Origin of the sequence: Streptomyces odontotermitis, assembly GCF_050510915.1 — a bacterium.
GTDB lineage: Bacteria > Actinomycetota > Actinomycetes > Streptomycetales > Streptomycetaceae > Streptomyces.
Map to the genome: position 1 here is coordinate 263,442 of NZ_JBNJLS010000007.1, position 25,435 is coordinate 288,876.

The window sequence follows — 25,435 nt, forward strand, 5'->3', positions numbered from 1 at the left end:
GAGCGTTCAGAAGGTGAAGGCGCCTCAGTGCGCCGCAGGGTGTGGGCCCGCGCTCTCATGACCCCCGCCGGACAAGGGACTTCAGGAGCCATGAGCAGAATCCGCGTCGCGGCCGCAGGTGCCGCTGCCCTCTCGCTCGTCCTTGCCGCGACCGCCTGCGGCGGCGGGTCAACGGCGAGTGGCGGCGGTTCCAACGACTCGCCCAAGACCCTGACGTACTGGGCCTCGAACCAGGGGCCGAACCTCGCGGCGGACAAGAAGATCCTCCGCCCCGAGCTCGACAAGTTCGAGAAGCAGACCGGGATCAAGGTCAAGCTGGAGGTCGTCCCCTGGTCGGAGCTGCTCAACCGCATCATGACGGCGGCCACTTCGGGCCAGGGCCCGGACGTCCTGAACATCGGCAACACCTGGAGCGCCTCGCTCCAGGCGACCGGGGCCCTCATGCCCTGGGACGCGAAGAGCCTCGCCAAGATCGGCGGCAAGGACCGCTTCGTGCCCGCCACGCTCGCCTCGGCCGGGGCCGAGGGCAAGGACCCGGCCGCGGTGCCGCTGTACTCCCTGGCCTACGCGCTCTACTACAACAAGAAGATGTTCAAGGACGCGGGCATCACCGAGCCGCCCGCGACCTGGGACGAGCTCGTCGCCGACGGCAAGAAGATCTCCAAGGGCGGCAAGTGGGCGCTCGGCGCCGAGGGTTCGAACCTGTCCAACAACATCCACCAGGTCTTCGTCCTCGCCAAGCAGCACGGCGCCGACTGGTTCACCGCCGACGGCAAGCCGGACTTCACCTCGGACGGCGCGGTCGCCGCGGTCAAGCAGTACGTCGACTTCATGGGCAAGAACAAGATCGTCGCCCCGGGCAACGCCGAGTACGCGCAGAACCAGTCCCTGAGCGACTTCTCCAAGGGCAAGACGGCCATGGTGCTGTGGCAGGCGGCCGCCACCACCTTCCAGTCGCAGGGCATGAAGGACGGCAACTGGGGCGTCGCCCCGGTGCCCGTCGCCTCCGGCACCCCCGGCGCCGGACGCAGCACCAACTCCATGGTCGCCGGCATCAACATCGCCGTGTTCAAGAACACCGACAACGTCGACGGCGCCACGAAGTTCGTGAAGTTCATGACCAGCGACGCCGAGCAGAAGATCCTCTGCAAGGCGTACGGGTCCGTGCCGCCGGTCACCGCCGCGCAGTCCGACCCCGCCTTCGCCCGCCCCGAACTGAAAGTGCTGCGCGACACCCTCGCCAAGAGCGCCGCACCCCTGCCGCAGGTCGCCGCCGAGTCGCAGTTCGAGACCGCCGTGGGCACCGCCGTGAAGAACCTCTTCGCGAAGGCGGCCGACGGCCAGGAGGTGTCCACCGGCGCCGTCAAGGCCGAACTCGCCGAGGCCGAGCAGCAGATGGCCAAGCAGTGAGTGACGCGCCGATGACCCCGACGCTGGAGCGCGACGGTGCGGCGCCCGAGGCACCGGCCCTGCAGGACGTCCTCGGGGCGGGGCGCGGCCCGCGCCGCCCCGGGAGACTGCGCCGCCTCTCGCTGCCGTATCTGCTGCTCCTGCCCGCGCTGCTGCTCGAACTCCTCGTCCACCTGGTGCCGATCGTCGTCGGCATCTTCATGAGCTTCAAAGAGCTCACCCAGTTCTTCATCCGCGACTGGGGCGCCGCGCCCTGGTCCGGCCTCGACAACTACCGCATGAGCGTGGACTTCTCGTCGCCGGTCGGCGAGGCGCTGCTCACGTCCTTCCTCGTCACCTGCGTCTTCACCGTCCTGTCGGTCGGCCTGTGCTGGCTGATCGGCACCGCGGCGGCGGTCTTCATGCAGGAGACGTTCCGCGGCCGCGGCCTGCTGCGGGCGATCTTCCTGATCCCGTACGCGCTGCCGGTCTACGCCGCGGTGATCACCTGGGTGTTCATGTTCCAGCACGACAACGGCCTCATCAACCACGTCCTGCACGACCAGCTGGGCCTCACCGACCGGCCCACGTTCTGGCTGATCGGCGACAACAGCTTCGTCGCGCTGCTCACCGTCTCCGTGTGGAAGGGGTGGCCGTTCGCCTTCCTCATCGTCATGGCGGGCCTGCAGAACATCCCGAGGGAGATGTACGAGGCCGCGGCGCTCGACGGCGCGGGCGTCTGGCAGCAGGTGCGCCGCATCACGCTGCCGTCGCTGCGCCCCGTCAACCAGGTCCTGGTCCTGGTGCTGTTCCTGTGGACCTTCAACGACTTCAACACGCCGTTCATCCTGTTCGGCAAGTCGGCGCCCGAGGCGGCCGACCTCATCTCGATCCACATCTACCAGTCGTCGTTCGTCACCTGGAACTTCGGCACCGGCTCCGCCATGTCCGTGCTGCTCCTGCTCTTCCTGCTCCTGGTCACGGGCGCCTACCTGCTGGTCACGTCGCGAGGGTCGCGAGGAAGGAAGGCCACCGATGGCTAGCACGAGCCGTGCCCCGTCGCCCGGCGCGAGCCGCTCCCCGATGGCGGCGCCCCGCTCCTTCCTCTGGTCGCGGCGGATCTTCCTCACCCTGCTCACCGGCTTCGTGCTACTGCCGGTGTTCGTGATGGTGTCGAGCTCGCTGAAGCCGCTGGAGGACGTCACGGACCGCTTCCGGTGGGTGCCGAGCGGGCTGACCGTGCGCCCCTACCTCGACATCTGGAAGACCGTCCCGCTCGCCAAGTACTTCGTGAACTCGCTGATCGTGGCGGGCGCGGCGACCGTCTGCTCGGTCGTCATCGCGGTGTTCGCGGCCTACGCGGTGAGCCGCTACCGCTTCCGCGGCAAGCGCGTCTTCACCGTCACCGTCCTGTCCACGCAGATGTTCCCCGGCATCCTCTTCCTGCTGCCGCTCTTCCTGCTCTACGTGAACATCGGCAACGCCACCGGCATCGCCCTGTTCGGCTCCCGTGCCGGGCTCATCCTCACCTACCTCACCTTCTCGCTGCCGTTCTCCATCTGGATGCTCATCGGCTACTTCGACTCGGTGCCGCGCGACCTCGACGAGGCGGCGCTGGTCGACGGCTGCGGGCCGCTCGGCGCGCTGTTCCGCGTCGTCGTCCCGGCGGCGATCCCCGGCATCGTGGCCGTCGCCGTCTACGCCTTCATGACGGCCTGGGGCGAGGTCCTCTTCGCCTCGGTCATGACCAATGACACGACCCGCACGGTCGCCATCGGCCTCCAGGGCTACTCCACGCAGAACGACGTCTACTGGAACCAGATCATGGCGGCGTCGCTCGTCGTCAGCGTGCCCGTGGTCGCCGGATTCCTGCTGCTCCAGCGCTACCTCGTCGCGAGCCTGACGGCAGGCGCCGTGAAGTGAGCCGCACGGCCCGCACGGCCCGCACCCACCGCCCGCCCCGCAGCCCCGACTCCCCCCTCCCCGAAGGGACATCTGTGACCGACGCCGACGCCGACGCCATCGACCTCGCCGCCCTCCCGCACGACTTCCTGTGGGGCACGGCCACCTCCGCCTACCAGATCGAGGGAGCCGTCGCCGAGGACGGCCGCTCGCCCTCCATCTGGGACACCTTCTCGCACACCCCCGGAAAGATCGCGGGCCACGACCACGGCGACGACGCCTGCGACCACTACCACCGCTGGCGCGAGGACATCGGCCTGATGCGCCGACTGGGCGCCAACGCCTACCGGTTGTCCGTCGCCTGGCCGCGCGTCGTGCCCGGCGGCGACGGCGAGGTCAACGCCAAGGGCCTCGCCTTCTACGACCAGTTGATCGACGCGCTGCTCGCCGCGGGCATCACCCCGTCCGTCACCCTCTACCACTGGGACCTGCCCCAGGTCCTCCAGGACCGCGGCGGCTGGCCCGTCCGGGACACGGCCGAGCACTTCGCCGCGTACGCCGCCGTCGTCGCCGAGCGCCTGGGCGACCGCGTCACCCACTGGGCCACGCTCAACGAACCCCTGTGCTCCGCCTGGATCGGCCACCTCGAAGGCCGGATGGCGCCCGGCCTCACCGATCTCACCGCCGCCGTACGCGCCTCGTACCACCTGCTGCTCGGCCACGGCCTCGCCGCCCAGGCCGTCCGCGCGGCCGCGCCCGGCGCCGAGGTGGGCATCGTCAACAACCTCTCCACCATCCGGCCCGCCACCGACCGCCCCGAGGACGTCGCCGCCGCCCGCCGCGCGGACGGCCACACCAACCGCTGGTGGCTCGACCCCGTCCACGGCCGCGGCTTCCCCGCCGACATGCAGGACGTCTACGGCGTCGAACTTCCGGAGCGACAAGGCGACATGGAGACAATCGCCGCACCCCTCGACTGGCTCGGCCTCAACTACTACTTCCCGGCCACGGTCGCCGACGACCCCGACGGACCCGCGCCCCACACCCGCGACGTCCGCGTCCCCGACGTCCCCCGCACCGCCATGGACTGGGAGATCGACGCCACCGGCATCGAGACCCTCCTGCTCCGCCTCACCCACGACTACGGCGCCCGCAAGCTGTATGTCACCGAGAACGGCTCGGCCTACCCCGATCTCGTACGGGCCGACGGCACCGTCGACGACCCCGAACGCGCGGACTACCTCGAACGCCACCTCGCCGCCTGCGCCCGCGCGACCCGCCAAGGCGCCCCGCTCGCCGGGTACTTCGCCTGGTCGCTGCTCGACAACTTCGAGTGGGCCTACGGCTACGACAAGCGCTTCGGCCTCGTCCACGTGGACTACGCGACCCAGCGCCGCACCATCAAGGGCAGCGGCCACCGGTACGCGGACCTCGTGCGGCGGCACGGGGCGCTGGCGCGGCGGGCGGCGTAGGTCGTCTCCACCAAGTCCCGCCTGCCCGGCTGCTTTTGGCACGCACGCTCGCAGCGTTGCCGAATGTGCACTGGTCGCTCCTTCCCCAAGCTCTCTAATCTGAGGGGCCATGAAGCAGCCGGGCGTGGTGGGCGTCCTTTTCGGCATCGGCGTGGCGCTGCTGGCCACTGCTTGTGGCCGCGAATCCGCAGAGCCGACGAACTCGGCCCCGAGTAGCGGGGCGGGAGGAATGGTGTGCTTCTGGGCGGGCTCCGAACCTGCTCCGACACCCACGTCGACCTTGTGCCCCAAGCCCTCTTCGCCCAGTCCGCCGCCCACCGTGACCATGACTCCTGAGCGGAACCCCGAGGGTGGCTGGCGCAACCCCTCATGTGGAGGGCACGACTATGGAGTGACGCGCAAGGGGTCACCGTTGCGATGCGTCGACAGCATCGGCGGCCTCTGGGTCTGGAGGATCTCGCCCCGGAAGGGCGAGGCATGCGTGGACGAGGGTGAGTGGCAGGCAGAGCGGCACCCAGCGCTGACCTTGGTTTGCCGAGGTGGTGTCTGGCGGCAGGAAAAGCTCAAGGATTGGCGGAAGCCGCCCCCGAGCATCCCGCCTCACACTGGCATCGGCAAGGTGCCTTACCCGCCGCCCACCTAGATCACCCCGGTTGTGCTGTCTTGGTAGGCGGCTCCGTGCGACGGGCACCAGTGCATGGCCGCGCGTCACAGCAGCCGCCCGAGGCCCCTGCCGCGGGCTTCGGGGAGGACGGCGAAGCACTGGGGCATGGGTCGGGGGAAGCCGAGGGTGTCGGGGCGGATCTCCATGGGGCCGATGGCGCCGACGATGCGGCCGTCCAGGGCGGTGGTCAGGACGGGGCCGCAGCGGCCGGCCTGTGTCTGTGCGCGGAGGAAGGCCAGTCGGTGCACGAGTGCACCGGGCTGCCGGGGTCCGGGCAGAGGTGGGCGGTGAAGTCCCACAGCTGGAATCTGCCCCCGCCGCGAGGCGCTGCCTCGGGGCCGAGCGGGTGCACGACGCGGGCGACGGCCACGTCGTGCGCGGCGGCGAGCTTCCCGGCCGGCTCGGCGGCGTGGTCGAGGAGGCCGGGCTGGTGGCTGTACGCGAAGACCTTGACCGTGCCCCGGCCGCGCTGCGTCACGGTGGGGACGAGGGTGAAAGTTGCCCCCAACTGGGTGCCCAAGCATCGTTGCTGCTGGCTGCAGGCGTGCCACACCGAGTACAACTCCGGCGGTGAAGCGACTGACTGCCATCATCTCCACGACCGCTCTCGCCCTTGGCGCCACCCTGGCTGCGTCGACGGCTGCGGAAGCCGCACCGGCCGACTGCCCGTCCGGCTCCTTCTGTGTCTGGACCGAACCGGACTTCGGCGGTACGAGGATCGATTACGACGCGGATGACTCCGACTGGGACGAGGGTCTGCTCCACCAGGACTCCTCCTGGGTGAACCGCGCGGCCTCCGGGCCCGGAGTGAAGGACCACGTGATGATCTACGAGGGGCCCGACTTCACTGGCCGGGTGACCATGTGCCTCGCCCCCGGGCAGGAGGTCCCGCAGGACGCCGCCGCCAATGACATGGGGGCCTCTCACCGATGGGTCTCGTCCTGCGACATGGAGCCCGCAGGGGGTGGTGCGGTGGAGGGTTCCGCCACGACCAGCACGGGCATCGGCTGACGGCTGAAGGTTGAGGGCTGAGGTCCTGGACGGTCAGGGGACGTTGAGTTCTCCATGCTGCCGTGGCCCGCGCGCCCCTCAGGGCGTGCGGGTACGTCCCACGACGGCGGCGGCACCGGCGGCGATGTCCGCGACGATGCGCCCGGCGGGAGCGACGTCGCGGACAAGCCCGGCGCTCTGCCCCGCGTAGAGGGCGAGGGCTTCCACCTCACCGGTCATGCCGGGTACGGGGACCATGTCGGTGTAGCGCGACCAGCCGCGCCCGTCGGCGTCGCGGGCGAGCACGGCTCCTTCGCCGGGGCGGTGCGGCACGGCGGGGCGGCCCGCGGCCTCCCAGGCGCGGAGCGTGGAGTTGCGCAGCGCGCGGTGCGGGGCGTCGGGCCAGCCGCCGTCGAAGCACCGCGTGTGCACCGCGTCCTGGGGCGCCGCCTGGATCACGGCCTGCCGGTAGACGTCGTGCGTGGCGGCCTCGGCGGCGGTGAGGAAGCGGGTGCCCAGCCATGCGCCCTGGGCCCCGAGGGCCAGTGCGGCGGCGAGTCCGCGCCCGTCGGCGATGCCTCCGGCGGCGATGACGGGCACCGGGTGCACGGCGTCCACGACCGCGGGCACGAGCGCCATCGTGGAGGTCTCCCCGCGGACGTGCCCGCCCGCCTCGCACCCCTGGGCCACGATGACGTCGACGCCCGCGGCGGCGGCGCGTTCGGCCTCGGCGACGGAACCGACCGTGTGGACGTGCAGCGAACCGGCCGCGTGCACACGGCCGTTGACGTCCCCGGGGTCACCCCAGAACGTCGAGACGACCGGCACGCCCTCCGCCAGGCAGACATCCAGCAGCTCATCAACGGGGAAGTCCAGCACGAGATTCACGGCGAAGGGCCCCGGCGTCAGCCGCCGCACCTCCCGGATCCGGCGCACGGCCTCCTCGGCGGTGACCCAGGTCAGCGCGAGGGTGCCGAGCCCGCCCGCCCCGGCGACCGCGGCCACCAGCTCCGGGGTGACGGCGGACCCGATGGGCGCCTGCACCAGGGGTACTTGGATGCCCAGCTGCCGGCACAGAGGCGTGATCAAGGTCGTCATGCCGTCCTCCTCGTACGAGTCCCACACACTGCGGTTCGGATTCCGAAACAACCTGTGATGCTAATGTTTCGGAATCCGAAACACCAGGGGTGCGAGCCCACGGCAGCGCGGGAGGAGCACGATGGCCACACCGACACCAGGACGGCCGGTACGCGGCTCGACCACCGGACGCCCGCTCATGGCCGCGCTCGACCTGTTCGGCCGGCGCTGGAGCCTGCGCGTGGTGTGGGAACTGCGCGAGGGTGCCCTGGGCTTCCGCGCCCTGCGCCACCAGTGCGGCGACATGTCCTCCAGCGTGCTGCGCCAACGCCTCGTCGAACTGACCGAGGCACGCCTGGTGCACCAGACCCCCGACGGCCACTACACCCTCACCCCCCTGGGCCGCCAGGCCCGCGCGGCACTCGACCCTCTCGTCGACTGGTCCACGGCCTGGGCCGCGGAACTGGCCGAGCACGCCTCCGAGGATGCACCCGCCGGCGAGTGAAGTCCCCTTTCAGCGCTCCTTGTTGAGGGCGTCCACGGCGCCCCGCGCATCGCCGATCGTGGCGAAGTCCACGGCGATGAAGTTCACCGGGCGGCCGCGCTCCCGCGCGCAGCGGTGGGCGCGGTCCACGATGAAGGGGCGCTGGTTGACCACGGCGGCGTCCAGGCGGCTGCCGCCCTTGTCGGTGATGAAGTGGTTGAGCAGGAAGAGGCGTTTGCCGGTGCCGCCGCGGTGCGGGACGCAGGTCATCTGCTGGGGGGAGGCGTAGGAGAAGGGGGTCTCCATGCCGTAGCGGTAGAAGTTCCGGTACCAGGGTGCCGGGCCGTCGGCCTGTTCGGCGAGGACCACCAGGCGGCGGCCGGAGCTGATCATGTCGCCGAGCTTCGGCCAGGGGCGGTCGGGGTCGGCGTCCGGGGTGAACACGAGCCGCTCCAGGCCCGCTTGGCGGAACGCCGTGCGGGTCTGCTCGCCGTCGATGGCGTCCTGGACGATGAGCGTGACGACCTCGCCGGGGTGTGCGTCCAGCCAGGCGCCGATCGAGCGCAGGGTCTCCACGAGAGGGATCGCACCGGCCCTGCACACGGCGTGGCACAGCCACAGGCCGGGGCGCGGCGGGTTGGCCCGCTCGATGAGGAGGGAGATCTGTTCCTTCATGTCCGGGGGAAAGTCGGCCAGTTGGAGGCGTTCGGCCACCTCGTCGGGGGTCTCCCACGTCGTCGTGTCGATGAGGAGACCGCGGGCTCCGGCGTCCAGCTGGGCGGTGATGTCCGGGTCCTGGAGCGGTCCGATGAACCGGTCCGCCGTCGTCGACATCGCGTTGTGCGTGGCCAGATAGGCGACCTCGTCGTAGCGCTTGTCGCACAGCGACGCCGAGCCGAGACACAGTTCGCGGGCCTCCTTGCCCGCCACCATCGGCGCCAGCACCGTGCCCGCGAGCGCGGCCGCCACCAGGGCGCCGCCCGCGGCCCCGACCACCGCCCTGCGCCGCCGCGTCCGCGGCCGGAGCTCCGCGCGCCGGGCCACCGCCTTCTCGTACGCCCAAGAGGCCCCGACCAGGACGAGCCCGGCGAGCAGCGGCAGCGCCGCCGTGATCAGGCCCACCCTGAGGAGCGCGTCGGCGGCCCCGTGCTGCACGTCGTCGAGCAGACTCCGCAGCGACGGCGGCCAGTTCTCGGGCGGACGCACCATCAAGTCGCCCACCTGCCCGTCCGCCACGGCGAAAACCAGGGCGGCGAGCGCACCGCCGACCGCAAGGGCCGCCCCCACCCGGCGCAGTCGCACCGGCCACGAGGCGCCCCCGGTGAAGGCGAGGGCCGCGGCCGCCGCGAGCCCGAGCAGGACGGCACCGCCCTGCACCCATCCCAGGGTCAACCGGGTGAAGAACCGGGCCTGTTGGGCCGCCCCCAGGTCGACGCCCGCGGCCTCCAGGTCCGGCAGCACGTTCCAGTGCCCGTCGTCCGTGAGGTCCGAGAGGTCAGCGGCGGCCTCTCCCTTGCCGCCGAGCGCGTACGGGCCCACGGCCGCCAGGGCCGAGGCCGCGTCCCCGGTGCCGAGCGCCGCCTCCACCTGCGGGCGCAACTCCGCCCGCCGGTCCTCCGGTACGGGTCCCATGAGCCAGTCCGTCGCCCGGTGCGCGGTGTCGCGGTCCAGGCGCAGCTCCGGCAGGTTCGCGGGGCGGCGGCCCTGGGCGATGTCGCCGAGCGCCGCCGACAGGTCCCGGGTGAAGGCGGGGAAGTCGGCGGACTGCCGCCCCTGCGCCGAGGCCACCAGGTCGCCCAGGTAGATCCCGGCGAAGCTGCCGATGTTCGTCAGGACGGGACGCAGGTCGACCGTGAGGCTCAGCCGGGGCTCCTCGCCGCGCAGGTAGGCGACGGCGTGGCCGATCTGCTCGTCGACGAGGGTGCGCAGGGTGGCGGGCGGCAGCACGTTCTTGAGGTTCGCCGTCACCTGCGCCGCGGGCACCGGGAGCCGCCCCAGCAGGTCCCGGGTGACGCGCGCCGTCGCCGGGTCGACCAGGACCTCGTCGTAGAGCCGCTCGTAGGCGTCCTGCTCGTCCAGGACGTCCTGGTAGTAGGCCCGGTTGACGAGAGTTGCGCGCGCACAGCCCGCGAGGACGAGCACGAGGGCCGACAGGGCGAGGACCACCCAGGCCGTCGGCCGCAGCCAGGACACAGGCCGCCGCGCACGTGCCCGCAGCCGGGACGTGAGCCCTTGCCGCCGTGCGCGCAGCGAGGAGGCGGGTCCTTGCCCGGGCGTGCGCAGCGAAGGGGAGGATTCCTGCCCCTGCGTGCGGAGTGAGGAGGCGGGTCCTTGCCCCGGCCTGCGCAGCCAGGAGGCGGGTCCTTGCACCCGGGCCCGCAGCCAAGAGGCAGGACCCTGCCCCCGTGCCCGCAGCCACGAGGCAAGCCCCTGCCCCCGCGCCCGCACCCAAGACGCCGCCTCCCGCCCCCGCACACGCAGCCAGGACGCAGCCCGCCCCGTCGGCAGCCGCAACCACGGCAGCCGCCACCACGACGGCCGCCCCCACGCCCCCGGCCCGCCCGCGCCCTCCGCCTCGCCGCCGCTCGCGCGACGCACCCGACTGTCCCGGCTCACCCGACGATCATCCGGTGCGCGGGGACCCGCCGCCACATCGAGGTTGAACACCCAGGCCACGCACGCCCCGCCGCGCATCCGTACGCCGGATGGACCACCACGGGTGTAGCGGGCGGCGCGAGCAGGGGAGTTTGCCCGTGGTTACGACGCCCCCTCGGAGGACACATGCACGGGCCCCACCGCATCCTGACCGCGCTCGCCGCGGCCACCACGCTCCTGGCTCTCCAGGCCCCGGCCGTCCAAGCCGTCCAAGCCGTCCAGGCCGTCCAGGCCGCCCAAGCCACCGAGGCCCCTCGCCCCGCCCCGGCCGCGTCGAGCGACCCCGTCCTCGCCGCGAAGATGCTCGCGACACCCAACCTCCCCGGCGTCAACGACTGGTTCTGCAAGCCCTCGGCGGCCCACCCCCGCCCCGTCGTCCTGGTCCACGGCACGATCTCCACCGGTGCCGTCTGGGCCAAGCAGGCTCCCACCTACAAGGCCGCGGGATACTGCGTCTTCGCGCTCGACTACGGCCGCAACGACAGCATCCTCTCGCTCTGGACCGGAGGCGTCGGGCCCATCGCCAAGTCGGCGAAGCAGCTCAAGACCTTCGTTGACGGCGTCCTCGCCGCCACCGGGTCCGAGAAGGTCGACGTCGTCGGCTTCTCCCAGGGTGGCGTGATGCCGCGCCAGTACATGAAGTTCGAGGGCGGCGCCGCCAAGGTACACCGCCTGGTGGGCATCGCGCCGACCAACCACGGCACGCTCAGCAGCACCCTGCTCGACGGCCTCCTCGGCGAACAGCCGCAGCTCAGGAGCTTCCTGGACTGGGTGCTCAAGCTGGTGGGCGTGGGCGACATCCTGCGCGTGCCGTGCCCCGCCTGCGGCGACCAGGTCGCGGGCTCCGCGTTCCTGAAGCGGCTCAACGAGGGCTCCGAGACCCAGCCCGGCGTGAGCTACACGGTGCTCGCCACCAAGGTCGACAACATCCTCAACAACTACCGCGACGCGTTCCTCAAGGGCCCGGACGTCGACAACATCACCATCCAGGACGTCTGCCCCCACCACGCCACCCCGCACAGCGAGTTGGCCGAGGACCGCGTGGTCACCCGCCTCGCCCTCAACGCCCTCGACCCGTCCCACACCGAGCGCCCGCGCTGCTGAGCCGCGAGGGCGCCCCGCTCAGACGGTCCACGTCCCGTCCCGCATCAGATGACGGCCCCGCAGCTCGTGCTCCTCGTGCCATGCCTGCACGGCCTGCGGGACGACCCTGAAGTACGCGTACGACGTTCCGTGGGCGCGCGGATCCCATCCCGTGCGGTCCCTGAACGCCTCCGCTGCCGGGGTCGGCACCTCGGCGGACGGGAAGGTGTCCACGGTCCCGTCGATGAGGACGACGTCGCGGGTGTGACCGAGGGCGAGCCGGGTCCGGCCCCCGGACGCGAGGTTGCGGCCGGTCGGATTGGTCGGGCGGGTGGCGAGCCAGAGCGCGTCGTCGTGCCACACGAACCAGAGCGGCACCAGACACGGCACCCCCTCGGCGTCGGCCGAGGCGACCCAGATGTCCAACTCCTCACGCAGCCTCTTGAGGACGTCGTGCTTGCGTCGGTGTGGGTCGCGCGGCGGGGCGGGGTGCGTGGTCATGGTGGTGGACGCTAACGCGGCTGATCACCGTGCGCCTCGGGCGGAGGGCGTAGGTCGCAGGGACGAGGGGGCGAGGGGGCGAGGGGGCCAGGAAGTCTGTCGAGGTCGAGGCCCAGGTCGCGGCTGAGGTCGAGGTCCGGGGTTTCCTGGAGCCCGGAAAACCCGGTGGACAACGATCATGTGTCTGGCAGGCTCCGTCCATGATCCCGACAGACCCCAAGGCCGACCTCCGCCTCTACCTCCAGGACGCCCGCGACGCCCTGCTCTGGAAGCTGGAGGGGCTCTCCGAGTACGACATCCGCCGCCCCCTGACGCCGACCGGTACCAACCTGCTGGGCCTGGTCAAGCACGCGACCGGCGCCGAGGCGCTGTACTTCGGCGCGACCTTCGGGCGGCCCTTCGACGGGCCGCCGCTGTGGATCATCGGCGCCGCCGAGCCCAACGCGGACCTGTGGGCGACCCCCGACGAGTCGCGCGAGCAGATCGTCGAGGGATACCGCACGGCCTGGGCCCACGCGGACGCGACGATCGAGGCGCTCCCGCTCGACGCGGTGGGAAGGCTGCCGCTGGGGGAGGAGGGGCGCGAGGTGACGCTGCACCGCGTCCTCGTCCACATGATCGCCGAGACGGACCGGCACGCCGGGCACGCCGACGTGGTGCGTGAACTCATCGACAGGGCAACGGGGTTGAGGGTGAACGGCGACAACATGGCCACGGGCGACGCGGCGTGGTGGGCGGGCCACCGCGAGCGGGTGGAGCGGGCGGCGAAGGAGGCCGAGGAGGCCGAGGAGGCTGAGGTGGCCGGGCCGGCCGGGCGCGATGCGTGAGGGGCCCGGCCTCGCCCCGCGTCAGCGCGTCGTCGTCACGTACGCGAGCGCCTCCTCGTACGTCATTCCGAGCCCCTCCCGGTACGCCGCCTCGTAGGCGCCGTCGCCCAGGGCCGTGCGGGCGTCCTCCTCCAACGTGCGCCGCAGCGCCTTGAGTTGGGGGGAGTTCATCTGGGCCTTGCCGGTGAGCTGCCAGATGCGGTGGGTGACGGCGAGCAGGAGGGCGGCCTGTTCGGCGGCGCCCTGGACGAGGAGGGAGCCGGCCAGGGTGTCGAGGGCCATCGCCACGCCGTGCACGTTGTGCACGACGCTGTGCCCGGCGGCGGCCTCGCGGGCCCTGCGCTCGGCCTCCACCGCGTCGCCGAGTGCCAGGGTGCTCTGCGCCAGGAAGCCCTTCACGTAGGCGCTCACCCAGTGCTCCCCGGTGCGTTCGCAGTCCGGCAGGACCTGTTCGCAGACGGCCAGGACGCGCTCGTGCTCGCCCATCATCAGATACGCGAAGCCGAGGGCGGCCCGGCGCTGCAGCATCGCCGCCCCGCACCAGTCGGAGCGCACCGGCAGCCGCTGCCCCGCCATGAAGACCTCGACGGCCCGCTCCAGGCGTCCGCTCACGGCCAGTTCGCCCGCCTCCACGTACTTGGCGGCGTCGATCACCGTGGGGTCGCCGTCCTCGGCGGCCGCCTGGACGCACAGGCCCACCCACAGCGCCGCCGCCTCCCGGTCGCCCTGGAGGATGACGGTCGCGGCCAGGCTCCACAGAGCGAGGGTGCGCACCGGGCCCGGCTCGCCGTCGACGGTGAGCACGGGCTCCAGGATCGCGCGGGCGTCGCGCAGATAGCCGCAGTGCCGCCACAGGAAGCCGGTGTAGGCCGCGATGTCGAAGGCCGCCGGCGGGTCCGGCTCGGCGAGCGCGAAGTCGACGGCAGCGCGCATGTTGCTGTGCTCGGCCACCACCCGCTCGCACCACAGGACCTGGCTGCCGGTGTTCCACTCGGTGCACCCCCGCCGGGCCAGGTCCCGGTAGAAGTCCCGGTGCCGCAGACGGAGTCGGCGTTCCTCGCCGAGGGCGCGCAGCCAGTCGGCGCCGTACTCGCGGACCGTGTCGAGCATCCGGAAGCGGTTCCAGTCGCGCGCGTCGCGGCGTACGACGGACTTGTCGATGAGCTGGGCCAGCAGCGTCACGATCCGCTGCCGGGGCAGCGGGCCGCCCGTGCACACCCGCTCGGCGCCCTCCAGGTCGAAGCTGCCGGCGAAGACCGACAGGCGCGCCCACAGCAGCCGCTCCAGCGGCTCGCACAGCTCGTGGCTCCAGCCGATGGTGGTGCGCAGGGCCTGGTGGCGCGGCGGGGTGCAGTCGCCCGGCGAGGTGAGCAGGTCGAGGCGGGAGGGCAGCCGCTCGCCGAGCCGTTCGCGCAGGACCTCCACGGACAGGTCGGTGAGCTGGGCGGCGGCCAGTTCGATGGCGAGGGGGACGCCGTCGAGGCGGCGGCAGATGGCCCGTACGGCGGTCTTGTTGCGCGCGTCGAGGCGGAAGCCGGGCGTGGCGGCCGCGGCCCGCTCGGCGAACAGCCGTGCAGCCACGGCGTGTTCCCCGGTCACGGGCAGCGGGTCGACGTCGATGCGCTGCTCGCCGCCGACGCCGAGGGGCTGCCGGCTGGTGGCCAGGACGCGCAGCCCCGGCGCGTCGGCGAGCAGCTCGCGCAGCATGGCGACGCAGCCGGGCAGCACGTGTTCGCAGGAGTCGAGGACCAGGAGCAGCCTGCGCCCGTTGAGCCAGTCGGCGATCGTGGGCACGACGTCCTTGGTGGACTGGTCGGCCAGGCCCAGGGTCTCCATCACGGCGAGCCCGACGAGGCCGGGGTCGTGCAGCGGGGACAGCTCGGTGACCCAGACGCCGTCGGGGAACGCGGCCTGGGCCTGCCGGGCGGCGCGCAGCGCGAGGCGGGTCTTGCCGATGCCGCCCGCGCCGGTGAGGGTGAGCAGCCGGTCCTCGAAGACATCGGTGGCCGGGCGCGCCAACACGCCCCGCAGCAGCTGCAGTTCATGCCTCCGGCCGAGGAAACTTGTGCTCTCCGGCGGCAGGTTCCCCGGCCGTCGTCCTCCATGATGTGCGGTCCTGTTCGGCACAGCGTCCCCTCCCCGCCGCCAGGCTCCCGCCCGCGCTGCCCACCAGTCTGTCCGGGGTAACGACCGGACGCCAGTGAGGTCTTCACGACGTCAACAACAGTGCGGTCCCTGATCGAAGTTGACGGGTGTCAGGGCCGAGGCTCACCGGTCAGCTCGTGCGCGTCCAGGCGCAGCCGCCAGGTGTTGCGGCGGTGGACGGCCGCGAGCTCGGACTCCAGCGGGGACGGCGGGACCGCGAGGACCGGGCAGCCGGCGTGGGCCAGGCAGTAGCGGGTGACCGACGGGGTGAGCGCGCGGTGCAGGCGGCCGCGGCGGCCCGCGCCGACCACGAGGACGTCGGTGGCGCGGTCGGCGACCTCCACCAGGGCGGGGGCGGCGCGGCCGCGCGCCAGTGAGGCGTGCAGCGGGACGCCGGGCCCGTGCGGGCCGAAGACCGTCTCCACGACGGTGATCAGCTCCTGCCCGGCGAGCCGCCTGCAGTGTTCGAGGAGGTCGGCCGGGACGGGGGAGCGGCGGTGGCTCAGCTCGCCGCCGGGCGGCTCCCAGGCGCGCACGATCCACAGCCGGGCGCCGCGGCAGCGGGCCTCGTCGGCGGCCCGGTGCAGGGCCGTCAGACTGCCCGGCGAACCGCTCACGCCCACGACGACGCGGTCCGCCTTCAGGGCACCGGAATCGGGCATGGGTCGATCGCTCCTCGTACGTGTGGCCCACCGTGTGTGGTGTCTCCATCTGACGCCCCGTGGCCGGGATCCGGACAGTCCGCGGGGTGCTTCTTGGCGCGCTTCTGACGGGGTGTCGGGGCTGCGGATCCGGCCGCCGTCAGCGTCGCCGGGCGAGCGGCACGCATCCCTCGCCCGGAGGTGCAGCCCACACCGACAGGGTGGTTGTGCATCCGCCCGTACCGCATCACCGTCTGAACGACGTGGACCTCACCAGAGGAGCCGACACCGGCATCAACTACGTTGCGTGATGAAGCAGGTACGGTGCGTCACATGCCTGAAAGTGATCTTCCCTCCCGGGTATCCCGAACCTCCCGGGCCGCCACCGCGATCCGGCGGACCCGGCGCCGCCGCCGCACCGTCGCCCTGCCCGGCGGCCCTCGTGCCCTGCTGCGCCCCGCCACCCTCCGCGACCTGCGCGCCATCGCCGCCCTGCACGCCCTGTGCGCCCCGCTCCCGCCACGGCCCCGCTCCGGGTTCCCCGACCGTGCGGCGCTGCCCCGGCTGCTGGGCTCGCGGGCCGGGCGCGGTGTGCTGGCCGTGGCGCCCGGACGGCGCCCGGTCGGCTGGGCCTCGCTGGCCCAGGACGGGAACGGCGGCGGCGACGCGATTCTGCTGGCCGCGGCGGCCTGGCGGGACCGCGGCCTGCTCGGCGTGCTGCTCGCCGCACTCGCCGAGACCGCGCACGAGTCCGGCTGCCGCACGCTACGGGTGTGCGCGGCCCTCGACGACACCGCCGTGCGCCGGGCGGTGACGGACCTCGGAGTGCCGTACGCGGCGGCGGTCCCCGACGGCGCCGACACCTTGTACACCCTGCGCCTGCCCGCCCCAACCGCCCCCGGCGGCACGGAGGTTCCCACGGCACGCCGCGACGCGGCACGCACCCCGTCGCACTGAGCCGCCACCGGCACGGACGGCCCACACGTGCGCGGCGGGATGACCCCTTCGACAATGGGGGAGTGCTGACCGTCCTGGTACTCGCCGGAACATCGCGGGCGAGCGAGCTGATCGCCCAGATCGAGGGCGTCCCCGAGCTGTCCGTCGTCTCCCACACCTACGACGGCGGCCTCGCCCTGGCCCGCGCCCGCACCCTGCTCCCCGACGTCCTGGTGATCGACCTCAGCGCCCGCTTCTCCGGCGACGCGGCCGCGTTCATCCACCAGGCCCGCCACCTCGATCCCCCCGTCGACCTGGTGGTGCACGAGGGCGGGCGGGTCCTCGGGACCGTGTGCCGGCAGAGCGGTGCGGTGCTCGCTCCGGACGAGCGGCCGGGCGGGCTGGCCCGAACCCTGGCGGCACTCGCCCGTCATCGTTCACGCTGAGGCATGGCGGAATCCGGCGAACTCCGATCGGCACGCGGACGAGCGCTTCGCTGTGCGCTACGACGTACGCCCGCTCGACGCGACGACCTGGCCCGACTTGTCACGGCTCGTCGAGGCCGACAACGGCGTGTGGGGCGGATGCTGGTGCATGGCCTTTCACGCCGAGGGCGTGGGGCGGGGGAGGACGCCGGAGCGGAACCGGTCCGAGAGCCCGAAGACGCCGCGGGTCGGCGCGTCGCCGCGCCGTTCCTGCACAACGGCAGGGTGTCACTCTTCGAAAGCCATGGATTCGAGCGGACCCGTCAGCTGGGCAAGCACCACGGGGTGGCGAGCAGGGTCCTGCCGTGAGCGGGTGTCTGCTGTCGGCTAAGCCCCTGGGCAGCCGGGCCGCCCACCTGCTTGGGTGGCCCCATGGAGATCTTGGTTCTCGGAGGGACGGCCTGGCTGGGCCGGGAGGTGTCGCGGCAGGCGATCGCGCGCGGGCACCGCGTGACGTGTCTGGCCCGGGGCGAGAGCGGACGGGTCGCGGACGGGGCGCGGCTCGTCGCCGCCGACCGGCGCGAGCACGCGGCGTACGAGCCGCTCCTCGACCGCACCTGGGACGCCGTCGTCGAGGTGTCCTGGCAACCCGGTTTCGTACGGGGGGCGTTGGCGGCCCTCGGCGACCGGGCCCGGCACTGGACGTACGTGTCCTCCGTCAGCGCCTACGCCTCCCACGCCGAGCCGGGCGCGGACGAGTCGGCGGCGCTGCTCCCTCCGGCCGACGGCGACGAGGTCGACCGCGAGCTGTACGGCGAGGCCAAGTCCGCCTGCGAGCAGGCATCCCAGGGCGCCGTCGGCGAGCGCCTCCTCGTCGCGCGCGCCGGGCTCATCGGCGGTCCGGGAGACGGCAGCGGACGCTCCGGCTACTGGGCGGCCCGCTCCGCACGCGCTCCGCACGAGCCCCTGCTGGTCCCCGACGCGCCGACCCTGCCGACCCAGGCCATTGACGTGCGCGACCTCGCCGCCTGGCTGCTCGACTGCGCGGAGCGGGGCACCGCAGGCACGTACAACGCCGTCGGTCCCGTCGTGCCGTTCGAGGAGTGGCTCCGGCTGTCCCGCGAGGCGGGCGGGCACACCGGCCCCGTGGTCGCCGCCGGCTCCGCGTGGCTGCTCGCGCAGGGCGTCGCCGAGTACATGGGCGAGGAGTCGCTGCCGATGTGGGTGGTCGAGCCCGGCTGGGAAGGGTGGTCGGCCCGCAGCGGCGCCGCGGCGCACGCCACGGGGCTGCGCCACAGGCCGCGCGCGGAACTGCTGGCCGACACCGTGCGCTGGGAGCGCGAACAGGGCCTGGACCGGGCCCGGCGCGCGGGGCTCAGCGCCGGCCGGGAGCGTGAACTGCTGGAAGCCCTGGGCCAGTTGGCCGACTGAGCCCCTCACTCCCCTTACCGGCCCCACGGCTCGTCTCCAGGGGGTCTCCTGACGTGGCTCGCCTTCAGGGGACCCTCACGGCCGGTACACGCACGCCGTGAGCCGCGCCCGCCACGTCCACCCCAGCGACTCGTACAGCGCCCGCCCCTCGTCCGTCGCGCCCAGAACGCCGACCGCCGCCCCCTCGGCCACGGCCCGGTCGGCCAGCGTGCGCATCACCAGGCCGCCAAGTCCCCGGCGGCGATGGGCGGGTGACGTCTCCACCTGGTCCACGACCGTCGCCCCGCCGACCACCGCCATCTGCCCCTTCGCGGCGAGCTCCCCGGCCCGGTCGTGCACGCGGACGTACGTGACCCCGGCCCGGGTCTCCGCCGACACCGTGTAGCCCTCGGGCGCCGCCGGGTGCGTCGTCCGCAGGTCCACGGCCATCAAGTGCCCGGTGTCCTCCTTGTCGACGATCCACCCCTCGGGCAGCCACGGCTCGACGTCCACCGGCTCCGCGGGCACCTTCAGCCAGGTGTGCGGCACCGTGACCGAGGCGGCCGCCGCGCGCACCAGCGGCTCCCGGGCCTCGGCCACCACGTGCCGCCCCGCCTGGGCCGGCTTGCCCACCTCGATGTACCAGCCCCATGGGTGCGCCACCGGTCGCGGTGTCGCCCGCGAAAGCGCCCAGCCCGCCGCCCAGATCTCGACGAGTTCTCGATCCATCCAGTCCCCCAAGCATCGCGTGCGTAATAGTCTCAGTTGGGCTGAGCTTATTACGGCGGGCTCGGTTCGTCACAGGTACCTCTCCGTTCGTCACGGGTACCTCTCCGTGGCGCCGGAGAGGTACCTGCTGTGAGGGGCTCAGCGGGCTGGCGCGTCCGCCCGGTCCGTCAGCCGGTGGAGCCGAGACGCACGCTCTGCGCGGCCGTCCCGGTGGGCGCGTCCCACTGCGCGCCCACGCCCACCAGGTCCCAGCCCTGACTGCACGAGGGGTCCGGGTAGACGAAGACCGTCGCGTCGGTGTCGTTGCCGAGGCGCACCGCACCGCCGGGGATCTGGAGGCAGACGTCGTTCGGCGGGTTGAAGAAGGCGTCCACCGTGCCGGTGTCGGCCCGGATGTACGTGAGTTGGCCGCTGGCCGCGTGTGCGCTGGTCGGCACCGCAGCCACCAGCAGCAGCGCCGAGGCCGCCGCCATGAGCGGGCCGCCGAGCCGTCGCCGCAGTGCCGCAGCCGTCTGCCGTGATCGCTTGGCCATGGTCGTTCCCCTGTCGCTTGTCGCTCGCGCCGAGAGGGAGCCGTGGGCATCCCCGCCCCCAACACCCTTGTCCCTGTCGAGTGTTGTGGGCTCGGAGGGCGCGGACCGGGCTGTCGGCGGGCAAACAGCCGGATGGGGTGAAGGCGCGTCGCGGAAGGGGCGTGCGCGGCATGCGCCGGGGGAAGGCGCCGTGCTCCCGGTGCGCTCGGCCTGCCGTTCGCCTCGGCGATCGCCGGCTACGGCAGCTGGCGCGTGCTGTTCTGGGTGTCCGGCGCGCTCAGCCCGGCGGTGGCCGTCCTGATCCGCGTGGCCGTCCCCGACACCGAGCCACCGCGCGCGGCCCGCGGAGGCTTCGACCACGTCGGAGCCGTCGGCCTGGGCACGGGGCTCGTGTCGCTGCTGCTCGCGGTGTCGAAGGGCGCCGACTGGGGATGGCCGAGCGGCGCCCCGCTCGGCGGGAAGCTCACCACCACGTACGGGCCGAAGGCCACCCTGTTCCTCGGCTGGCTCGTCATCTCCGCGGGCTACGGCCTGTCCGTCGGGATGATGGGCTCCGAGTGGACGCCGATGGCCGTGATGATGGTGATCAACGGCGGCGTCGGTCTCGCCTGCGGCGCCATGCCCGCCCTCATCATGGGTGCGGTCCCGAAGTCGGAGACGGCCGCCGCCAACAGCTTCAACACCCTGATGCGCTCCATCGGCACCTCGGTCTCCGCGGCCCTCGTCGGCGTGGTCCTCTCCCAGATGACCGTGGCCGCCGGCCCCGTGCGCCTGCCCTCCGAGGACGCCTTCCGCACCGGCATGCTGATCGGCTGCGGCGTCGCCCTCCTCGCCGCCGCGATCACGCTGACCATCCCCGACCGCACACCCGGCCCCGGCCCTCGTGCCCGTAACGACGACCACACCTCCGTAACGGAGAATGTGCGCAGGTGACCGCACGTGCGTCACCGGCGGTGACACGGCGGACAGCAGGGTCCGGCCGGGACCGCGCGCCACCGGGAGGCAGGCCCTGAGTACCGTCGCCGCCGAGATCGTGTCGGCCGTACTGCTGGCGGGAGTGCTCGGCTTCGCCGTCGTCCGCCCACGGGGACTGCCGGAGGCGGTGGCGGCGGTGCCGGCGGCGGGCCTCCTGGTCGGCCTCGGCGCGGTGTCGCCGGACGAGGCGTGGCAGCAGACCCGCGACCTCCTGCCCGTGGTCGGCTTCCTCGCCGCCGTCCTGGTGCTCGCCCAACTCTGCGACGACGACGGCCTGTTCGCGGCGGCGGGCGACGCCGTCGCGCGGGTGTGCGGGGGCAGCCCGCGGCGGCTGCTCGGCGGGGTGTTCGCCGTCGCCGCCGTCATCACGGCCGTGCTCAGCCTCGACGCGACGGTCGTGCTGCTCACCCCGGTCGTCTTCGCGACGGCCGCGCGAGCCGGGGTGCGGGCCCGGCCGCACGTGTACGCCACCGCGCACCTGGCCAACTCCGCGTCGCTGCTGCTGCCCGTCTCCAACCTCACCAACCTCCTCGCCCTCGCCGCCAGCGGTCTCTCCTTCACCCGCTTCGCGGCGCTGATGGCGTTGCCGTGGCTGGCCGCCATCGCCGTCGAGTACGCCGTCTTCCGCCGCTTCTTCCGTACCGATCTGTCCGTGAGCGTGCCGCAGAAGCCCGCCGTCGGCCGCCCCCGACTCCCCGTCTTCACCGTCGCCGTGCTGTGCCTGACGCTCGGCGGGTTCGTGGTGACGTCGTTCGCGGGGGTCGACCCCGCCTGGGCGGCCCTCGGTGGCGCGCTCGTCCTCGCCGTCCGCGCCCTCGCCCGGCGCCGGACCACGCCGCGCGCGCTCGTCACCGCGGCGGGGCTGCCGTTCTGTCTGTTCGTGCTGGCACTCGGCATCGTCGTCAAGGCCGTGGTCGACAACGGCCTCGGCACCGCGATCGGCCACGCCCTGCCCGACGGGGACTCCTTCCTGGCGCTGCTCGCCGCCACCGCGCTCGCCGCGGCCCTGGCGAACCTCATCAACAACCTGCCCGCCGTCCTCGCCCTGCTGCCGGTCGCCGCCGCCGGCGGGCCCGGCCCGGTGCTCGCCGTCCTCATCGGCGTCAACCTCGGCCCGAACCTGACGTACGTCGGTTCCCTCGCGACCCTGCTGTGGCGGCGCATCCTGCACGAGCACGACGACGCGCCCGCGCTCGGCGACTTCACCCGCCTCGGACTGCTGACCGTTCCCGCCACACTGGTCGCGTCCACCACCGCGCTGTGGGCGGCCCTGCACACCATCGGAGGCTGACCGCACTCATGAGCACCGGAGGCCGACCGCACCCATGAGCGTCATCATCTGGATCACCGAGGGCACCTGGCCCGCCTGCGTCGACGCGGCCCGCGCCCGCGCCGCCGCCGACACCGACCTGGTCCTCCTGCACCTCACCGACGACCTGGCGGCCGAGGCCGCGCACGGCGCGTTCGCCGGACTCCTCGGCCGCGGCCACCCCGACCGCGACCCCGGCACCCGTGTCGAGCACCTCTCCGCGACGGCGGCCGACGACCTCCTCGCCCGCGCCGAACAGCGCCTCGGCCGCCCCGCCCGCCACCTCGTCCTGCACGGCCGCCCCGAACAACAGGTCGTGCTCGCCGCCGAGAACGCCGACCTGCTCATCTGCGCCCGCGACGGCGACGCCGCCCACCCCGGCCCCCGCAGCCTCGCCCCACCCACCCGCTTCGTCGTCGACCACGCCCCCTGCCCCGTCCTGCTGGTGTGGCCCACGGCTCCGTAGGGCCGGTGGCCCCCGTAGGCTCCCCAGGCGTGACCTCGACAGACGCGACGCCCCCGACGCCCCCGACGTACTCGACGAAATCGACGGACTCCACCACCGCTTCCCTCGCCACCCGCCAGCGCTCCCTCGGCGACCCCGAGTCCCGCTTCCCGCTCTGGCCGCCGCTCACCGCGGGCTGCCCCGTCACGAGCACCGCCACGATGGCGTACCCGCTCGACGTGGACTACGCGTACGAGAAGGCCGACACGGACGTCTTCGGCCGCCCCGGCACCGTCGCCGCCGGGAGCGGGAGCGGGAGCGGGAGCGGGAGCAGGGTCGAGGGCCGGGGCCACGACCGCTGGCAGCAGCTCCTCCCGCCGCTCCTGGCCCCCGGCCTCGGCGAGGGCGGCACCCCGCTGATCGACCTCGGCGACGGCATCCACATCAAGGACGAGTCCCGCAACCCCACATGGAGCCACAAGGACCGGCTCAACCGCTGCACGGTCAGCGCGGCCGTGGGCGTCGGCGCCCCGGGGATCGTGGTCGCCTCCTCCGGCAACCACGGGGCGTCCGCCGCCGCGTACGCCGCCCGCGCCGGGCTCCGCTGCGTGGTCCTGACCTCGCCGGACCTCCCGCCCGCGGTCGACTCCTTCCTCCATGCGTACGGGGCGGTGGTGCTCCCCGTCCCGACGCACACCCGCTGGCCGCTGCTGCGCGAACTGGTGGACCGCCTCGGCCTGCATCCCGTCTCCAACCAGACCGAGCCCGCGCACACCGGGCACCCCTTCGGCCCCGAGGGCTACAAGACCATCGCCTACGAGATCGTCGGCGAACTCGGCGTCCCCGCGGCCGTGTTCGTGCCCACCGGCTACGGAGAGATGCTCTTCGGCGTCTGGAAGGGCTTCGCCGAACTGCGCCGCCTCGGCGTCACGGACCGCGTCCCGCGCCTCTACGCCTGCGAGCCCGCGGCGGGCGGCCCCCTCACCGCGGCCCTGCGCGACGGCACCCCGGCCGCCCGTGTCGAGGTCGGCCCCACCGACGCGTACGGCATCGACTGCCCCGTGGGCAGCTACCGCGGCGTCCTCGCGGTCCGCGAGAGCGGCGGCCGTGGGGTGCTGGTGAGTGACCGTCAGATGTATGCGGCCCAGGGGGAGTTGGCGCGCCAGGGGCTGTGGACGGAACTCTCGGGGGCGGCGGGCCTGGCGGGGCTCCGGAGCGTGCGCGGCGCGTCGGGCAGCCCGCTCGTGGACCTCGAAGGTCCGGTGGTGTGCGTCGCCACGTCGAGCGGCTTCAAGGACCGCGCCGTCGGGACGCGCACCTCCGAGCCCGTGGAGCCGAGCTGGGAGGGGGTGCGGGGGCGGCTGCGGGCGGCGGGGCTAGGGTGAAATGTCCAGTTTCTGAGGCATGTCGTCCGCACCACGAGGCATGCCGACCACGCCACTGTGAGGGCCACGGCACCATGACGAACCAGAACCCGAAGGTCGACCGGTTCATGGAGACGGTCGAGCACCCGCAGAAGGAAGCCGTCGCGTATCTGCGCGCCGCCATCCTGAAAGCGGAACCCGGCCTCACCGAGCAGGTGAAGTGGAACGCACCCAGCTTCTGCCGCGACGGCGTCGACCGGGTCACGTTCCAGCTGAAGGCCAAGGACGTCCAGCTCATCTTCCACCGGGGCGCCAAGGTGAAGGACGGCGACGCGGAGTTCGTCTTCCCCGACGACACCGGACTGATGAAGTGGCGCTCCAGCGACCGCGCCGTGGTCACGTTCAAGGACCTGGCCGATGTCCGGGCCCACGAGGCGGCCTTCCTCGGCCTGGTCGGGCGCTGGGTCCGGGCCTGAGCGGGAGGTGCCGGGCGGCGTGCAGGGGCTGGGCGTGCCGGGGCTGGGCGTGCCGGGCGGCGCGGCGGGGTCCCACGCGGTCTCGCGTGCCGCGCCCTGGCGCGCGGCGAGCTCGGGCATGTTGACTCGCGTCCATGTCGACGACTCTCGGTGTGCCGACCCCCGACCCGGCCGCCTACATGCTGCGCGCCGCCGCGCACGACGCGGGACGCGCGTACAAACGGGACCTGCTCGACCAGTTGGACGTCCGGGCGGGTCACACCGTGCTGGACCTCGGCTGCGGCCCCGGCACCGATCTGCCGTCGCTGGCCGAGCGCGCCGGGGCGAGCGGCACGGTCATCGGCGTCGACCGGGACCCGGACATGCTCGCCGCCGCCCGCGCCCGCACCGAACGGCTCGCGGGTGTGACCGTCATCGAGGGGGACGCCCACGACCTCCCCGTCGAGCGGGGCACCGTCGACCGGGCGAGGGCCGACCGCGTCCTGATGCACGTGGACGCGCCCGCCGACGTGCTGGCGCAGCTGCGCCGGGCCACCCGCCCCGGCGCCCGGATCGCCCTGGCCGAACCCGACTGGGACACCCTCGTCGTCGACGCCGACGACCTGGAGACGAGCCGGGCCTTCACGCGCTTCACGGTCTCCCGCGCGGTGCGCAACGCGACCATCGGGCGCCGTCTCCCCCGGCTCACGGAGGCGGCGGGCTTCACCGTCGAGGCGGTGTGGGCGACGGCGCCGGTCTTCCGTGACCTGCGGGACGCCGACCACTCGCTGGGCCTGGGCCGGAACATGCGGCGGGCCGTCGATGCGGGCTTCGTGGCGGAGGAGCGCGGCCGGGAGTGGTTCGCCTCGCTCGCGCAGGGGCCGTTCTTCGCGTCGTTCACGCTGGTCAGCGTCGTCGCGACGCGGGCGCCGTAGCCAGGCCGCCCTCTTGCGCAAGCCGCGGAAGGAGGGCGGTGGCCTGCTCTGATCAAACTTGCATAGTCATTGTTAGTCAAGGTTGAATA

25 protein-coding genes and 1 pseudogene are annotated in these 25,435 nt (G+C 73.2%); 17 read left to right on the forward strand and 9 right to left on the reverse strand.

From position 1 onward, the window contains the following. Window positions 1-90: 90 nt before the first annotated feature. From ACQB60_RS22135 to ACQB60_RS22150, 4 genes are all read left to right on the forward strand, one after another. Entirely contained in the window at window positions 91-1,410 is a 1,320-nt protein-coding gene (locus tag ACQB60_RS22135) for an ABC transporter substrate-binding protein (RefSeq protein ID WP_496927791.1), read from the forward strand. 11 nt (window positions 1,411-1,421) lie between these two features. After that, window positions 1,422-2,432 carry a carbohydrate ABC transporter permease gene (locus ACQB60_RS22140; RefSeq protein WP_496927792.1) on the forward strand — a complete coding sequence of 337 codons (1,011 nt, stop codon included), beginning with the start codon at window positions 1,422-1,424 and terminating at the stop codon, window positions 2,430-2,432. After that, entirely contained in the window at window positions 2,425-3,312 is an 888-nt protein-coding gene (locus ACQB60_RS22145) for a carbohydrate ABC transporter permease (protein ID WP_496927793.1), read from the forward strand. Before ACQB60_RS22140 ends, ACQB60_RS22145 begins: the two co-directional genes overlap by 8 nt. 74 nt (window positions 3,313-3,386) lie before the next feature. Next, window positions 3,387-4,763 (forward strand): GH1 family beta-glucosidase, encoded by a 1,377-nt coding sequence (locus tag ACQB60_RS22150; protein ID WP_496927794.1) that lies wholly within the window; start codon window positions 3,387-3,389, stop codon window positions 4,761-4,763. 708 nt (window positions 4,764-5,471) lie between these two features. Here ACQB60_RS22150 and ACQB60_RS22155 read toward each other — a convergent pair. Both ACQB60_RS22155 and ACQB60_RS22160 read right to left on the reverse strand, forming a co-directional pair. Further along, on the reverse strand, window positions 5,472-5,573 hold the full coding sequence (locus tag ACQB60_RS22155) for a GNAT family N-acetyltransferase (protein WP_496927795.1): 102 nt from the start codon (window positions 5,571-5,573) through the stop codon (window positions 5,472-5,474). Between the two features lie 41 nt (window positions 5,574-5,614). After that, complete coding sequence (locus ACQB60_RS22160; RefSeq protein WP_496927796.1) at window positions 5,615-5,905, reverse strand: hypothetical protein; 291 nt, start codon at window positions 5,903-5,905, stop codon at window positions 5,615-5,617. Between the two features lie 92 nt (window positions 5,906-5,997). Here ACQB60_RS22160 and ACQB60_RS22165 point away from each other — a divergent pair, with 92 nt between their 5' ends. Further along, window positions 5,998-6,438: a peptidase inhibitor family I36 protein gene (locus tag ACQB60_RS22165; protein WP_496927797.1), complete on the forward strand. Its 441-nt coding sequence runs from the start codon at window positions 5,998-6,000 to the stop codon at window positions 6,436-6,438. Between the two features lie 78 nt (window positions 6,439-6,516). On the opposite strand, the gene ACQB60_RS22170 is transcribed toward ACQB60_RS22165, so the two are convergent. Continuing rightward, a complete protein-coding gene (locus ACQB60_RS22170; RefSeq protein ID WP_496927798.1) occupies window positions 6,517-7,515 on the reverse strand; it encodes an NAD(P)H-dependent flavin oxidoreductase in 999 nt (332 codons plus the stop codon). A gap of 121 nt (window positions 7,516-7,636) precedes the next feature. Between ACQB60_RS22170 and ACQB60_RS22175 the strand changes: the two genes are divergently transcribed. Beyond that, window positions 7,637-7,999, forward strand: coding sequence for a winged helix-turn-helix transcriptional regulator (locus ACQB60_RS22175; protein ID WP_496927799.1), 363 nt, complete (start codon window positions 7,637-7,639; stop codon window positions 7,997-7,999). A 9-nt stretch (window positions 8,000-8,008) separates the two neighbouring features. On the opposite strand, the gene ACQB60_RS22180 is transcribed toward ACQB60_RS22175, so the two are convergent. Further along, window positions 8,009-10,594 carry a phosphoinositide-specific phospholipase C-related protein gene (locus tag ACQB60_RS22180; protein ID WP_496927800.1) on the reverse strand — a complete coding sequence of 862 codons (2,586 nt, stop codon included), beginning with the start codon at window positions 10,592-10,594 and terminating at the stop codon, window positions 8,009-8,011. Window positions 10,595-10,759: 165 nt separating this feature from the next. Between ACQB60_RS22180 and ACQB60_RS22185 the strand changes: the two genes are divergently transcribed. Then, window positions 10,760-11,737 (forward strand): esterase/lipase family protein, encoded by a 978-nt coding sequence (locus ACQB60_RS22185; protein ID WP_496927801.1) that lies wholly within the window; start codon window positions 10,760-10,762, stop codon window positions 11,735-11,737. Window positions 11,738-11,755: 18 nt separating this feature from the next. On the opposite strand, the gene ACQB60_RS22190 is transcribed toward ACQB60_RS22185, so the two are convergent. After that, window positions 11,756-12,217 carry a pyridoxamine 5'-phosphate oxidase family protein gene (locus ACQB60_RS22190; protein ID WP_496927802.1) on the reverse strand — a complete coding sequence of 154 codons (462 nt, stop codon included), beginning with the start codon at window positions 12,215-12,217 and terminating at the stop codon, window positions 11,756-11,758. Between the two features lie 200 nt (window positions 12,218-12,417). Between ACQB60_RS22190 and ACQB60_RS22195 the strand changes: the two genes are divergently transcribed. Continuing rightward, a complete protein-coding gene (locus tag ACQB60_RS22195) occupies window positions 12,418-13,044 on the forward strand; it encodes a DinB family protein (RefSeq protein ID WP_496927803.1) in 627 nt (208 codons plus the stop codon). 21 nt (window positions 13,045-13,065) lie between these two features. On the opposite strand, the gene ACQB60_RS22200 is transcribed toward ACQB60_RS22195, so the two are convergent. Both ACQB60_RS22200 and ACQB60_RS22205 read right to left on the reverse strand, forming a co-directional pair. Beyond that, a complete protein-coding gene (locus tag ACQB60_RS22200) occupies window positions 13,066-15,066 on the reverse strand; it encodes an ATP-binding protein (RefSeq protein WP_496927804.1) in 2,001 nt (666 codons plus the stop codon). A gap of 233 nt (window positions 15,067-15,299) precedes the next feature. Next, window positions 15,300-15,851: a universal stress protein gene (locus ACQB60_RS22205; RefSeq protein ID WP_496927805.1), complete on the reverse strand. Its 552-nt coding sequence runs from the start codon at window positions 15,849-15,851 to the stop codon at window positions 15,300-15,302. A 312-nt stretch (window positions 15,852-16,163) separates the two neighbouring features. Here ACQB60_RS22205 and ACQB60_RS22210 point away from each other — a divergent pair, with 312 nt between their 5' ends. From ACQB60_RS22210 to ACQB60_RS22220, 3 genes are all read left to right on the forward strand, one after another. Next, on the forward strand, window positions 16,164-16,787 hold the full coding sequence (locus tag ACQB60_RS22210; protein ID WP_496927806.1) for a hypothetical protein: 624 nt from the start codon (window positions 16,164-16,166) through the stop codon (window positions 16,785-16,787). Between the two features lie 62 nt (window positions 16,788-16,849). Beyond that, window positions 16,850-17,212 (forward strand): response regulator, encoded by a 363-nt coding sequence (locus ACQB60_RS22215; protein ID WP_496927807.1) that lies wholly within the window; start codon window positions 16,850-16,852, stop codon window positions 17,210-17,212. A 411-nt stretch (window positions 17,213-17,623) separates the two neighbouring features. After that, window positions 17,624-18,622 (forward strand): NAD-dependent epimerase/dehydratase family protein, encoded by a 999-nt coding sequence (locus tag ACQB60_RS22220; RefSeq protein ID WP_496927808.1) that lies wholly within the window; start codon window positions 17,624-17,626, stop codon window positions 18,620-18,622. A gap of 75 nt (window positions 18,623-18,697) precedes the next feature. On the opposite strand, the gene ACQB60_RS22225 is transcribed toward ACQB60_RS22220, so the two are convergent. Together ACQB60_RS22225 and ACQB60_RS22230 are read right to left on the reverse strand one after the other, a co-directional pair. After that, window positions 18,698-19,330, reverse strand: a complete 633-nt coding sequence (locus ACQB60_RS22225) for a GNAT family N-acetyltransferase (RefSeq protein ID WP_496927809.1) — start codon at window positions 19,328-19,330, stop codon at window positions 18,698-18,700. A gap of 167 nt (window positions 19,331-19,497) precedes the next feature. Further along, window positions 19,498-19,863 (reverse strand): hypothetical protein, encoded by a 366-nt coding sequence (locus ACQB60_RS22230; RefSeq protein ID WP_496927810.1) that lies wholly within the window; start codon window positions 19,861-19,863, stop codon window positions 19,498-19,500. 198 nt (window positions 19,864-20,061) lie between these two features. Between ACQB60_RS22230 and ACQB60_RS22235 the strand changes: the two are divergent. The 6 genes and pseudogenes from ACQB60_RS22235 to ACQB60_RS22260 all read left to right on the forward strand — a co-directional run. Continuing rightward, window positions 20,062-20,796 (forward strand): annotated as a pseudogene (locus ACQB60_RS22235) (MFS transporter); the annotation flags it as partial. Window positions 20,797-20,872: 76 nt separating this feature from the next. Beyond that, entirely contained in the window at window positions 20,873-22,129 is a 1,257-nt protein-coding gene (locus tag ACQB60_RS22240; protein WP_496927960.1) for an SLC13 family permease, read from the forward strand. Window positions 22,130-22,163: 34 nt separating this feature from the next. Then, complete coding sequence (locus ACQB60_RS22245) at window positions 22,164-22,613, forward strand: universal stress protein (RefSeq protein WP_496927811.1); 450 nt, start codon at window positions 22,164-22,166, stop codon at window positions 22,611-22,613. Window positions 22,614-22,642: 29 nt separating this feature from the next. Next, entirely contained in the window at window positions 22,643-23,977 is a 1,335-nt protein-coding gene (locus ACQB60_RS22250; RefSeq protein ID WP_496927812.1) for a threonine synthase, read from the forward strand. A gap of 74 nt (window positions 23,978-24,051) precedes the next feature. Further along, window positions 24,052-24,432 carry a DUF1801 domain-containing protein gene (locus ACQB60_RS22255; RefSeq protein WP_496927813.1) on the forward strand — a complete coding sequence of 127 codons (381 nt, stop codon included), beginning with the start codon at window positions 24,052-24,054 and terminating at the stop codon, window positions 24,430-24,432. Window positions 24,433-24,566: 134 nt separating this feature from the next. Further along, complete coding sequence (locus ACQB60_RS22260; RefSeq protein WP_496927814.1) at window positions 24,567-25,346, forward strand: methyltransferase domain-containing protein; 780 nt, start codon at window positions 24,567-24,569, stop codon at window positions 25,344-25,346. Window positions 25,347-25,435 lie beyond the last annotated feature (89 nt).

Coding starts and splice junctions, on each gene's coding strand:
- ACQB60_RS22135 (WP_496927791.1), top strand. CDS start 91: ATGAGCAGAATCCGCGTCGCGGCCGCAGGTGCCGCTGCCCTCTCGCTC.
- ACQB60_RS22140 (WP_496927792.1), top strand. CDS start 1,422: ATGACCCCGACGCTGGAGCGCGACGGTGCGGCGCCCGAGGCACCGGCC.
- ACQB60_RS22145 (WP_496927793.1), top strand. CDS start 2,425: ATGGCTAGCACGAGCCGTGCCCCGTCGCCCGGCGCGAGCCGCTCCCCG.
- ACQB60_RS22155 (WP_496927795.1), bottom strand. CDS start 5,573: ATGGAGATCCGCCCCGACACCCTCGGCTTCCCCCGACCCATGCCCCAG.
- ACQB60_RS22170 (WP_496927798.1), bottom strand. CDS start 7,515: ATGACGACCTTGATCACGCCTCTGTGCCGGCAGCTGGGCATCCAAGTA.
- ACQB60_RS22175 (WP_496927799.1), top strand. CDS start 7,637: ATGGCCACACCGACACCAGGACGGCCGGTACGCGGCTCGACCACCGGA.
- ACQB60_RS22185 (WP_496927801.1), top strand. CDS start 10,760: ATGCACGGGCCCCACCGCATCCTGACCGCGCTCGCCGCGGCCACCACG.
- ACQB60_RS22190 (WP_496927802.1), bottom strand. CDS start 12,217: ATGACCACGCACCCCGCCCCGCCGCGCGACCCACACCGACGCAAGCAC.
- ACQB60_RS22195 (WP_496927803.1), top strand. CDS start 12,418: ATGATCCCGACAGACCCCAAGGCCGACCTCCGCCTCTACCTCCAGGAC.
- ACQB60_RS22205 (WP_496927805.1), bottom strand. CDS start 15,851: ATGCCCGATTCCGGTGCCCTGAAGGCGGACCGCGTCGTCGTGGGCGTG.
- ACQB60_RS22210 (WP_496927806.1), top strand. CDS start 16,164: ATGCCTGAAAGTGATCTTCCCTCCCGGGTATCCCGAACCTCCCGGGCC.
- ACQB60_RS22220 (WP_496927808.1), top strand. CDS start 17,624: ATGGAGATCTTGGTTCTCGGAGGGACGGCCTGGCTGGGCCGGGAGGTG.
- ACQB60_RS22225 (WP_496927809.1), bottom strand. CDS start 19,330: ATGGATCGAGAACTCGTCGAGATCTGGGCGGCGGGCTGGGCGCTTTCG.
- ACQB60_RS22230 (WP_496927810.1), bottom strand. CDS start 19,863: ATGGCCAAGCGATCACGGCAGACGGCTGCGGCACTGCGGCGACGGCTC.
- ACQB60_RS22245 (WP_496927811.1), top strand. CDS start 22,164: ATGAGCGTCATCATCTGGATCACCGAGGGCACCTGGCCCGCCTGCGTC.
- ACQB60_RS22255 (WP_496927813.1), top strand. CDS start 24,052: ATGACGAACCAGAACCCGAAGGTCGACCGGTTCATGGAGACGGTCGAG.
- ACQB60_RS22260 (WP_496927814.1), top strand. CDS start 24,567: ATGTCGACGACTCTCGGTGTGCCGACCCCCGACCCGGCCGCCTACATG.